Here is a 10,868-nt window from a genome sequence, read left to right as displayed (position 1 = left end):
GGCGCGGCGTTCCTCGGCCGTGACCACGCCGTCGTTATTGGCGTCCAGAGCCTGCAGCCGTTCGACACGGCGCTGGACGAAGTCGGCCTGGGCGACGGGTTGCGCGCGCTCGGCGGCGCGCGGGCTCGGGGTTTGTGTCTGGGCGTGTGCGGCGCCGGCGAGGCCGGTCAGCATCAGGGCGGCGGCGCCGCCGAGTACGAATGTACGGCTCATGTCTCGATCTCCGTGAGGATTTGTCGCGTCCCTGTCACGGTTCACACGCGCCGCCCTTCGGAGTCCGTCGCTCAGGTCAGAGCGTTCTCGAAGGCGGCCCGGGCGGCGCGGCGCAGAACGGTCAGTTCATCCTTCAGCGCGCGGAAGTTCGGCGCACCGGCCGTCTCCGCCAGACGCCGGCGAAAGCCTTCGGGCTCCGCATCCGGATTGGGCCGTTCGTCAAAGGCGCAGGCCAGCAGCTGGGACAGCCGCTGCTGCAGCCGCCAGGCCTGTTCGAGCACCTCGTCGTTGGACAGGGACTGCAGGGTAGACACGGTCAGTGCCCGCCCCTGGGCCGCCGCCTGAAGCTGGCGGTATTGGGCGACGAACTCGGCGTCCACCTGCCCGCCCGCCGAGAGTTTCAGATCCCAGAAGCCGTGCGGCGGCCGCTCGCGGTCCATCAGGGCCCGCATGGCTCGCACATCATGCCGCAAGGCTGCATCGTCGCGCGGCTGTCTGAGCGCGGCTTCGATGGCCTGGCTTACCCGCTCGCCGAAGGCCGCGTCGCTGGCCCAGACCACACGCGCGCGGGTCAGGGCCAGGAACTCCCAGCTGTCGGCCTCGCTGGCGTAGTAGTCGGACAAGGCCGACAGCCGCACGGCCACCGGACCCTTGGAGCCCGAGGGCCGCAGCCGCATGTCGACCTCGTACAGCCCGCCCTCGGCCGTCTGGGCCGACAAAGCCGCGATCAGCCGCTGGGTGAACCGGCCGTAGAAGGTCTCCGCGCCCCAGCCGCGCCCTTCGGAAGAGGCGTCGGGCGCGGCGTCATAGACGGTCATCAGGTCCAGGTCCGACGACGCCGTCATTTCGCGCGATCCGGCCTTGCCCAGCGCCACCACCGCCACGGCGCCGGGAAACGCGCCGCCCATTCGCTCGGCCTCGGCCAGGGCGGCCGGAGCAAGGGCGCGCATGGCCGCGTCGGCCAGGACCGTATAGGCCCGCCCCGCCGCCTCGCCGCCGGCGCGGCCGGTGACGGTCTGAAGCCCGATCCGAAAGGTCTGTTCGCGATAGAGACGACGCACCACGTTCATTGCGCCTTCGAAGTCCTGGGCCGCCGCCTCGCTCAGCATTTCGGCGATGACCCCGGAATCCTCGTCCAGATCGGCCAGGAAGCGGGCGTCCAGCACGCTGTCCAGCGCGGCGGGCTGGCGACCCAGCATTCGGGCCAATCTCGGGGCATAGGCCATCATGCCCACCACCATCTCGAACAGCCGCGGCTGGTTGAGGAACAGGGCCTGGACCTGCACCCCCGCCGAAAGGCCCGAGAAGAAGACCGCGAAACGACGGAAGGCGGCGTCCGGCGCCCCCGTCTCGGCCATGGCCGTCAGCAGGCGCGGCGCCAGGCGGGTGAAGAGCTCGCGCCCCTTGGCCGAACGGGTCGCCGAGATGCGGCCGTGGTGCCACTCGCGGATCGTCGAGGCGACCGACGCCGGCTCCGAGAAGCCCATGCGCTGCAGCGTCTCCAAGGTCCCCGGATCATTCTCGACACCTGTGAAAACGAGGCTGCCATAGGGAGACGACAGATCCTCGCCGCCCTCGAACAACTCCCCGTAGCGGTGGTTCACACCCGCCAGCAGACCTTCGACGCAGGAGTCGAAAAGGGCCAGATCACCCTCTCCGGCCAAGGCGGCCACCGCTGCGCGGCGCGACGGGTCGGCGGGCAGGACGTGGGTCTGTTCGTCCTCGAGCATCTGGACGCGATGTTCCAGCGCGCGCAGTTCGCCATAGGCGTCGGCCAACTCTCGCGCCACGCCGGCGGGCACATGACCAGACTCGGCCAGGGCGTTCAGCGCGTCCAGCGTGCGCGGACTTCTCAGCGACGGGTCGCGTCCGCCCAGGATCAGCTGCTGTGTCTGAGCGTAGAATTCGATTTCGCGGATGCCGCCCCGGCCCAGCTTCAGATTGGCGCCGGCGGCTGCAAGCCCCTCGCCGGTCTTGTGGACGTGAATCTGTTTCTTGATCGATTGGATGTCGAGGATCGCTGGATAGTCGAGGCTGCGACGCCAGACGAAGGGCGTCAGGGCCTTCAGGAACTCGCCCGCCTCGTTCAGGTCGCCGGCCACGGCGCGCGCCTTGATGAAGGCCGCCCGCTCCCAATTCTGGCCGACGGATTCATAATAGGCCAGCGCCGCCGGGGCGGCGACGACCGGCGGGGTGGATGAGGGATCAGGCCGCAGCCGCAGATCGACGCGGAAGACATATCCGTCCCCGGTGCGCTCGCTGAGCAGGGTCGCCAGGCCCTGGGCCACGCGGTTGACGAAGGCCTGGGGTTCGGGACCCGCCAACACGCCGGCCAGGACATCGGGCTGGTGAAACAGGCTGATGTCGATGTCCGAGGAATAGTTCAGCTCTCCCGCGCCGTGCTTGCCCATGGCGACGGCGAACAGGCCGGGCGCGGGGCCGCGCGGGTCATCCGCCGCGGAGGTCAGCCGTCCCCGCTCGCGCGCCTCATGCGTGGCGCTGGCCAAGGCGCGGCGCACGCTTTCGTCGGCGAAGGCGCTGAGCGCGCCGGTGACCGCCTCCAGCCCCCAGACGCCGCCCAGGTCGCACAGGGCGGTGAGCAGATGCAGCTCGGCCTTGAGCTTGCGCAGCGGCGACCGCAGCGCTTCGGGCGGACCGTCCAGCGCCCGGGTGCGATCCAGAAGGTCGGCGAGCCGCGCCTCGGGATCGCTGCTCAAAACGGCGAGCAGCATATCGGGCGCACGCCGCATCAGACCCGCGAGATACGGAGACGCCGACGCTATGGGCGACAGCGCCGGCCAGGCGGCGCGCCACTGGTCCGCCCAGCCGCCTTCGACCGCCGCCTCGTCCAGCCGCTCACGCAGTCGCTCGGCGGCGGCGGGATCGACCACCGGGCCGCACGGGCGCAGGCGATCGATAAGGCTCATTCCGCGGCCTTTGCTGTCGCCGGGGGCAGGACCAGGGCGACGCGCAGACCCGGTCCGCGCCCGCCATAGGCGCCGGGCCCTTCATCCAGCTGAATGCGTCCCGAATGCGCCTCCATCACCGCCATGACCAGCGACAGGCCCAGGCCCGAACCGGGCTCGGTGCGGCTGTTGTCCAGGCGCACGAACCGCTGGGTCACCCGCTCGCGGTCGGCGTCGGGCACGCCCGGCCCGGTGTCGGTGACCGAGAACTCGATCTCGCCCGACGACCGTCTGCGGGCGCGCAGGGTCACGGCGCCGCCGGCCGGGGTGTATTTGATGGCGTTGTCGATGATGTTGGCCAGGGCCTGGGCCAGGAAGGGGCGGTTGGCCTCGATGGTCAGGCCGCGCTCGATCTCGGCGGCGAACTCCAGATCCTTGTCCTCGGCGGCGGGTTCGTAAAGCTCGGCCATGTCGGCGGCCAGGTCAGCGGCGTCGAACACGACCGGATCCGGGGTGCGTCCCTTGCTGGCCTGCAGCCGGGCGATGGCCAGGACGGCGTTGAAGGTCTTGAGCAGCTGGTCGGCCTCGTCCAGCGCCACCTGCAGGGCGTCGGGCCCGTCGATACGCCCGGCCTCGGCGTCGATCAGGGCGACCTCAAGCTTGGCGCGCATGCGCGTCAGGGGCGAGCGCAGGTCATGGGCGATGGCGTCGCCGGCGTGCCGGATCGAGGCCATGGAGGCCTCCAGCCGGTCCAGCATCAGGTTCAGCCCCTGCCCCAACTCATCCAGTTCGTCGCCCGAGCCGCGCACCTCGGCCCGCGCCTTGAGGTCGCCGTTCTGCACCGCCGAGACGACACGGTTCAGCCGACCCATCGCGGTCTCGACCCGGCGGCTGATGAACAGCCCGCCGGCCATGCCCAGCAGTATGACGAGGGCCAAAGCGATCCACAGCGCCTGGGTCAGGCGCGCCAGATACTCTTCGGTGTCGCCCATGTCCTGACCGACGAACAGCCGCTCGCCGCCCGACAGCGCCATCTCGACGCCGAGCGCCTGGCGCTGGCGCACGCGGCCGGTGGGGTCGGTGTCGGTCAGACGGAAGGTGGTCCACTGGCTTGCCGGGTCGGAGCGTTCCGGAACGGTCTCCAGACTGCCGGTCACCCGCACGCCGTCTGTCCCGCTCAGCAGATAGACGTAGTCTCCGCCACGCAGGATGCGCTCCACCAGGGCCTGGTTCAGGGCATCGACGCCGCGCTCGCGATAGATGGAGGCCAGCACCCCGACCTCGCTGCGCACCCCCGCTTCCGCCCGCGCCCGCGCCTCTCCGGCCGAGGCCAGATAGACATAAGCCAGGATCGAGCCCGCCGCCGTCACGAACAGCGCCAGGAACAGCAGCGTCAGCCGGAATGGCGTGCGGCGAAGAAGAGACGGCAGGCGCATGGCGGGGCCTTATCCCTCCAGCCGGTACCCCGCGCCGCGCACGGTCTGCAGCATGGCCTTGTCGAAACCCTTGTCGATCTTGGAGCGCAGGCGGCTGATGTGCACGTCGATGACGTTGGTCTGGGGGTCGAAATGGTATTCCCAAACCTTCTCCAGCAGCATGGTGCGCGTCACCGACTGGCCGGCGTGGCGCATCAGGAACTCCAGCAGCTGGAACTCGCGCGGCTGCAGGTCAATTTCCTGGCCGGCGCGATGCACTGTGCGGCCGATAAGGTTCATCTCCAGGTCGCCGACCTTGAGCACGGTCTGGACGCCGCCGGTCTCGCGTCGGCGGGCCAGCGCCTCGACCCGCGCGATCAGCTCGGCGAAGGCGTAGGGTTTGACCAGATAGTCGTCGGCGCCGGCCTTCAGGCCCGTGACCCGATCCTCGACCTCGCCCAGCGCCGACAGGAACAGCACCGGCGTCTGATCGCCGCCTTGTCGCACGGTCTCGACCATGCCGACCCCGTCCAGGCGCGGCATCATGCGGTCGACCACATAGACGTCATAGCCGCCCTTCTGCGCCTCCAGCAGGCCGAAGGCGCCGTCCACGGCGTGGGTCACGTCATGGCCCGCCTCGCTGAGGCCGCGCACCATGGCGGCGGCCGCTTCCGCATCGTCCTCGACCACCAGAATACGCATAGACGGGCTCCCGACAGAGATTCGCCGCCGATGCTAGCGCATCGACGGCGAAGACGTGAGTTAAGGCTTTGTCAGACCAAGGTCACTCCTCGGCGAAGCGCAGCACAGCCGAAGCCGGGGGATTCGTCCCGCGCCGCACGAAGATCAGCACGCCCGGGCGGCCCGCCTGCTTCACCGCCGCGACCGCCGCCTGGAAGTCGGCCACGGTCTGGACCTCGCGGGTGTCGGCGCGCGTGATGACGTCTCCGGCCTGCAGGCCCAGACGGCCGGCCGCAGTGTTGCGCTCGACCTCCGTCACGATGATCCCCGTGACGCCGTCAGCCAGATTGTAGCGGCGGCGCAGCGCCGGGGTCACGGCCGTGACGCGAGCGCCCTCGACGAGCTCGCCCGTGGCGGCGGGGGCTTCTCCCGGCTCGCCAGTCGGGTCTTCGCCGCCCAGACCGGCGCGAAGCTCGGCCTCCGACGGACGCGTGCCCGCCCGCACATTGATGGTCTGGCGACGACCGTCGCGGATGATGTCCAGACGGATGGTCGAGCCGGGACGAACCGCGCCGACGAGGCGGGTCGCCTCGGTGCTGTTGGCGACGGCTTCGCCGTTCACCGCCGTGATGATGTCGCCCACGCGGGCCCCGCCACGCGCTGCGGGACCACCTTCGGTGACGAGTTCGACAAATGCGCCCTTGAAGTCGCGCGACTGTCCGTACGCCGCCCAATCCTCTGGCGCGAGCGTTCGCAGCGTAAGGCCGACATAGCCTCGTTCGATGCGGCCGTTCTCGATCAGTTGGTCCGTGATAGGCTTGGCGACCGCCGCAGGAATGGCGAAGCCGATGCCGATGGAGCCCCCCGTCTGCGAATAGATTGCGGAGTTCACGCCGATCACACGCCCGTAGATGTCAAACGTCGGGCCGCCGGAGTTTCCGCGATTGATGGCTGCGTCGATCTGGATGAAGTCAACGTATCCCGAAGTGCTGGGATCGATATTCTGGCGCGACAGGGCCGAGACGATGCCGGCTGTCGCCGTCCCGCCGAGGCCGAGCGGATTGCCGATGGCGATGACCCAGTCACCCACGCGGGGTTGCGCGCGGTCTTCGAACGACACGAAAGGGAAATCCGCCCCATCGACCTTGAGCACGGCCAGGTCTGTGGCCGGGTCCGCGCCGACGACACGCGCGGTCAGTTCGCGCTGGTCAGCCAGACGCACCTTGATCTCGGTCGCGTCCGCCACGACGTGATTGTTGGTGACGATGTAGCCGTCCGCCGAAATGAAGAAGCCGGAACCTGCGCCCATGGCGGTGGGGGCTTCGGCCTCAGGATCCTGAGCGCCGCTTCCGGGAACGGGAACGCGGCCGAGGCCGGGAATGGTGATGAAGCCCTGCGTCGGGCGCCTGACGCGCGTGGTGACGTCGATCTGCACAACCGCCGGCGAGACCTGCTGGAAGATGTCGGCGAAGCTGAGCGGCGCGCCCTGGGGCGGGGCGAAGGCGGCGGCGGGGGCGGGCGAGGCCGTCAGGCGGCCCGAGGCGCCGGCCACCGGCTCGGCGTGCGCTCCCGGCCAGGTGATGGCGCCCCCGGCGGTGGCGCCCGCGGCGAGGGCCAGGCCGGCGGCGGCCCCCAGAATGAACTCCTTGCGCTTCAGCATCGTCGTCCCTGAGATCCTCTTCATTCGATCCTGAACGGACCGTGTCGCCCTTGGATATAGATCGACGGCCGCCTTGGCCAACCGCCGGCCTGCGGATCGTTGTTCCGCCTCAGCGTCCGTCGTGGGGCGAGGTTGCGTCAGGATCGCGGCGAAGCTTGTTTTCGGTCAGGCGAACAAGGGCCGCCTCTTCCTCGGAAGACAGGGGGTCGGGGTCAGGCCGACGCCGGCGCGAACGCAGCAGCAACGCCGCACCTGCCCCCAGGATCAGGGCGAACGGCCCCAGCCACAGCATCAGCGTGCCCAGGCGGAAGGGCGGCTGGAACAGGATGTAGTCACCGTAGCGGTCGACCAGGCCGCGGCGGACCTGTTCGTCGGTGCGGCCGGCGGCGACCTCCTCGCGCACCAGACGGCGCATGTCGGCGGCCATGCCGGCGGGCGAATCGGCGATGGACTCGTGCTGGCACACCACGCAGCGCACATCGGCGAACAGGGCGCGGGCGCGGGCCTCCTGACCGGCGTCGGGCAGAGGCTGGTCGGGCGCCGGTGCGGGCTCGGCGGCCATCAGGCCGACGGAGGCCAGAGCGATCAGCAGGGCCCGCCTCACGCCTTGGACCTCTTACCCACGGCGACGCGCAGCCGCCTGTCGAACAGCGACAGGGCGCCGCCCAGGGCCATCAGCGCCGGCCCCAGGAAGATCAGCCGCGCCCACGGATTGTAGTAGAGCCGGACCGTCCAGGCCTGGCCGCCGTCCTGCCCGGCCCGCCGCTCGCCCATCACGACATACAGGTCGTCCAGACCGCGGAAATCGAGCCCGACCTCGGTGGTGGTCTGGCCGCCAGCGGGGAAGAAGCGGCGCTCGGCGGTCAGCACGCGGTCCGGGCCCGAGCCCGAGCGCGGACCGACCGTCAGCCGGCCCTGTTCCGCGATATAGTTGGGGCCCTCGATCATCTGCACGTCGTCCAGGCGCGCAGACCAGGCACCGGCCGAGACGCTCTGGCCGATCGACAGCGGCGCGGCGGCCTCGACCTTGAAGCTGGTTTCGACCACGGCCCCCAGGACGAAGACGCCGACGCCCGCGTGGGCCAGGGCCATGCCCCAGGCGCCCAGGGGCAGACCGCCGGCGCGACGCAGGCTTTCGCCCGCCGGCGCGCGGAACAGACGGATGCGCTCGGCCAGTTCCGCCAGGGCGCCGACGATCAGCCAGGCCCCGATGCCGATGCCCACGGCCGCAAGCGCCTTCTTCGGCTCAAAGGCGAACCAGGCCGCCAGACCGGCAATCACCGCCAGAACCGCCGCCCAGGTCAGGCGCTGAACCACGCCCTTCAGGTCCGCGCGCTTCCACGACATCAGCGGACCCGCCGGCAAGATGATGAAGGCGACCATCATCAGGGGCGTGAAGGTCAGGGCGAAGAAGGGCGGGCCGACCGAGATCGTCTGACCCGTCGCCGCCTCAAGGATCAGCGGATACAGCGTGCCGAGCAGCACGGTGGCCGCAGCCACGGTCAGGAACAGGTTGTTCAGCACCAGGGCGGCCTCGCGGCTGACCGGGGCGAAGGCGCCGCCGTCCTTGAGCCGGGGCACGCGCCAGGCGAACAGGGCGAACGCCAGCCCGGAGGCGACGCCCAGGATGGCCAGCAGCATCAGGCCGCGCTGAGGATCGACCGCAAAGGCGTGGACGCTGGTCAGAACGCCCGACCGCACCAAGAAGGCCCCCAGCATCGAGAAGGTGAAGGCCAGCAGCGCCAGGAAGACGGTCCAGCCCTGAAGAGCCCCGCGCCGCTCAGTCACAACCGCCGAATGGAGCAACGCCGCGCCCGCCAGCCAGGGCAGGAAGGAGGCGTTCTCCACCGGGTCCCAGAACCACCAGCCGCCCCAGCCCAGCTCATAGTAGGCCCAGAAGGAGCCGAGCGTGATGCCGACGGTCAGGAACGCCCAGGAGGCCAGCGCCCACGGGCGCACCCAGCGGCCCCAGGCGGCGTCGACGCGCCCCTCGATCAGGGCGGCGACCGCCAGGGAGAAACAGACCGAGAAGCCGACGTAGCCGAGGTAAAGCAGCGGCGGATGCACCGCCAGCGCGGGGTCCTGCAGCAGCGGGTTCAGCGACGCGCCCTGGATCGGCGTGGGATCCAGGCGGGTGAAGGGGCTGGAGGTGAAGGCCGCAAAGGCCAGGAACAGGGTGGTCAGCGCGCCCTGGACGGCGACGGCCGAGGTCTTGAGGCCGAACGGCAGGTCGCGGGCGCGCGCCAGCACGGCGCCGAACACCGCCATGACCAGGCACCACAGCAGCAGCGAGCCTTCATGGCTGCCCCAGGCGCCGGCCACCTTGTAGAGCATCGGCTTGTCCGTGTGGCTGTTGGCCGCCACGTTCGAGACCGAGAAATCCGAGACCACGAAGGCGAAGATCAGGGCGGCGAAAGCCAGGACAATCGCCCAGGCCGAGGCCACGCCCGCCCCCTGCCCTGCCCCGGCCAGCACGGGGCTGAGCCTCAGTCGGCCGGCCGTCGACAGACCCGTCTGCAGCGCGGCCAGCACCAGCGCCAGCGCCAGGGCGAAGGCCCCAAGTTCGGCTATCATAGTGTTTTCGTGGCGCTACCGCCCTGCGGGCTGCTTGAGCGCAGTTGGCTCGCGCTGACGGGCGATCCGTCTTCCGGCCGCCACTCGCCCTTTTCCTTCAGGCGGTCGGCGACTTCGCGCGGCATGTAGGTCTCGTCGTGCTTGGCCAGGACCTGGCTGGCGCGGAAGGTGCGGTCAGCCTGGAAGGCGCCCTGGGCGACGATGCCCTGGCCCTCGCGGAACAGGTCGGGCAGATCGCCGTGGAAGACCACGCGCGTCACCGCCGCGTTGTCGGTGACGACGAAGGCGACCGAGCCGTCGGTTCCCTGTTCGACGCTTCCAGCCTCGACCAGACCGCCCAGCCGGATGACGCGGCCCTCGGGCGCGGCTTCGGACGTGGCCTCGGACGGAGAATAGAAGAAGGTCACGCTGTCCTGCATGGCCCACAGCGACAGGCCGACCGCCAGCGCCAGCACGGGGGCGACGGCGGCGACGATCCACAGGCGGCGACGCGCCTTGGGCGAACGGGGAAGCCAGCTCATGAGCAGGAACCGAAGGGAGGCGAACGCCGCCGATATAGGCCGCCAGCCGTATCTAGCCAACGCGTCACGATGCGCCTTCCTCAGGCAGGCGGCGCTCCAGGTCCTGGCGACGCGGGTCGGCCGGGTCGAGCGCGGCGATCAGCGGGGTCCACATTTCGCGCGTCACGGCGGCGTCTCCGCGCAGCAGCGCCGCCTCGCCGACGAAGAAGCGGGCCCCCAACTGATCCGGGTCGATGTCCAGCGCGCGGCGGAAAGCGGCCTCGGCGTCGGCGCCGATAGTCCCGTCATTGGCCCGCACCAGACTCTCGCCTAGACGCGCCCAGGCCTGAGCGTCGTCCGGATTGAGTTCGACCAGCCTGCGGAAGGCCGAGACAGCGCCGAAGGAATCGCCGGCTTCGAAACGGGCGGCGCCCAGCATGGCCAGGGCCTGCGCATCGTCGGGCCGTTCGCGCACCACGCGGCCTACGACGGCGGCCAGCTGGGCCGGACCCAGCTCGCCGGGCGTTTGCGCCCATTCGTCCAGACGCCGCTCGTAAGGTTCATCGGCCCGGCCCGGCGATCCGGTCAGGACGTAAAGGCCGACAGCGATCACCGCAGTCAGGGCCAGGCCGCCCAGTATCCAGTAGCGGTCACGCGGGCCGACCACGAGGCGGATTTCACCACGTTCGCGGTTCAGCAGGCGCCGGGCGGCCTCGGCGCGCGCGGCGGCGAAGTCGGCGGCGCTGATCTGACCCTGATCGCGCAGCCGCTCCAGGGCGTCGATCTCGACCGTTTCGCCAACGGATGCGTCAACATCCACGCCGCGGCGCGCGCCGCTCAGCACCAGCAGTCCCGCCAGGGCGGCGGCCAGACCGGCCAGGATCCAGAAGGTCAGCATGGCCCGCCTCTAGACCAACTC

9 protein-coding genes are annotated in these 10,868 nt (G+C 70.4%); all 9 read right to left on the bottom strand.

The genetic code is table 11. The annotated features are described in order from the left end of the window. A partial coding sequence (locus tag ACK4I0_RS10765) for a hypothetical protein (RefSeq protein WP_409610788.1) occupies positions 1–213 on the bottom strand: 213 nt, incomplete at its 3' end. Between the two features lie 71 nt (positions 214–284). Continuing rightward, on the bottom strand, positions 285–3,140 hold the full coding sequence (locus tag ACK4I0_RS10760) for a bifunctional [glutamine synthetase] adenylyltransferase/[glutamine synthetase]-adenylyl-L-tyrosine phosphorylase (protein WP_409610786.1): 2,856 nt from the start codon (positions 3,138–3,140) through the stop codon (positions 285–287). Beyond that, positions 3,137–4,555: a sensor histidine kinase gene (locus ACK4I0_RS10755; RefSeq protein ID WP_409610784.1), complete on the bottom strand. Its 1,419-nt coding sequence runs from the start codon at positions 4,553–4,555 to the stop codon at positions 3,137–3,139. Before ACK4I0_RS10755 ends, ACK4I0_RS10760 begins: the two co-directional genes overlap by 4 nt. Positions 4,556–4,564: 9 nt before the next feature. Then, positions 4,565–5,236 carry a response regulator transcription factor gene (locus tag ACK4I0_RS10750; RefSeq protein WP_409610782.1) on the bottom strand — a complete coding sequence of 224 codons (672 nt, stop codon included), beginning with the start codon at positions 5,234–5,236 and terminating at the stop codon, positions 4,565–4,567. A gap of 82 nt (positions 5,237–5,318) precedes the next feature. Then, complete coding sequence (locus ACK4I0_RS10745) at positions 5,319–6,899, bottom strand: Do family serine endopeptidase (RefSeq protein ID WP_409610780.1); 1,581 nt, start codon at positions 6,897–6,899, stop codon at positions 5,319–5,321. An 85-nt stretch (positions 6,900–6,984) separates the two neighbouring features. Next, positions 6,985–7,479 (bottom strand): cytochrome c-type biogenesis protein CcmH, encoded by a 495-nt coding sequence (locus ACK4I0_RS10740; RefSeq protein WP_409610778.1) that lies wholly within the window; start codon positions 7,477–7,479, stop codon positions 6,985–6,987. Then, a complete protein-coding gene (locus ACK4I0_RS10735) occupies positions 7,476–9,449 on the bottom strand; it encodes a heme lyase CcmF/NrfE family subunit (RefSeq protein ID WP_409610776.1) in 1,974 nt (657 codons plus the stop codon). Before ACK4I0_RS10735 ends, ACK4I0_RS10740 begins: the two co-directional genes overlap by 4 nt. After that, a complete protein-coding gene (ccmE, locus tag ACK4I0_RS10730) occupies positions 9,446–9,970 on the bottom strand; it encodes a cytochrome c maturation protein CcmE (protein ID WP_409610774.1) in 525 nt (174 codons plus the stop codon). The genes ACK4I0_RS10735 and ccmE overlap by 4 nt, the downstream gene beginning before the upstream one ends. Positions 9,971–10,034: 64 nt before the next feature. Beyond that, positions 10,035–10,847, bottom strand: a complete 813-nt coding sequence (ccmI, locus tag ACK4I0_RS10725) for a c-type cytochrome biogenesis protein CcmI (protein ID WP_409610772.1) — start codon at positions 10,845–10,847, stop codon at positions 10,035–10,037. Positions 10,848–10,868 lie beyond the last annotated feature (21 nt).

It is taken from the genome of Brevundimonas sp., assembly GCF_046295775.1.
Classification (GTDB): Bacteria; Pseudomonadota; Alphaproteobacteria; order Caulobacterales; family Caulobacteraceae; genus Brevundimonas.
The sequence above is the reverse complement of the archived record's forward strand: the minus strand, read 5'-3'. Positions and strand labels throughout refer to the sequence as shown.

Coding starts and splice junctions, on each gene's coding strand:
- ACK4I0_RS10745 (WP_409610780.1), bottom strand. CDS start 6,899: ATGAAGAGGATCTCAGGGACGACGATGCTGAAGCGCAAGGAGTTCATT.
- ccmE (WP_409610774.1), bottom strand. CDS start 9,970: ATGAGCTGGCTTCCCCGTTCGCCCAAGGCGCGTCGCCGCCTGTGGATC.
- ACK4I0_RS10750 (WP_409610782.1), bottom strand. CDS start 5,236: ATGCGTATTCTGGTGGTCGAGGACGATGCGGAAGCGGCCGCCGCCATG.
- ACK4I0_RS10735 (WP_409610776.1), bottom strand. CDS start 9,449: ATGATAGCCGAACTTGGGGCCTTCGCCCTGGCGCTGGCGCTGGTGCTG.
- ACK4I0_RS10755 (WP_409610784.1), bottom strand. CDS start 4,555: ATGCGCCTGCCGTCTCTTCTTCGCCGCACGCCATTCCGGCTGACGCTG.
- ACK4I0_RS10760 (WP_409610786.1), bottom strand. CDS start 3,140: ATGAGCCTTATCGATCGCCTGCGCCCGTGCGGCCCGGTGGTCGATCCC.
- ccmI (WP_409610772.1), bottom strand. CDS start 10,847: ATGCTGACCTTCTGGATCCTGGCCGGTCTGGCCGCCGCCCTGGCGGGA.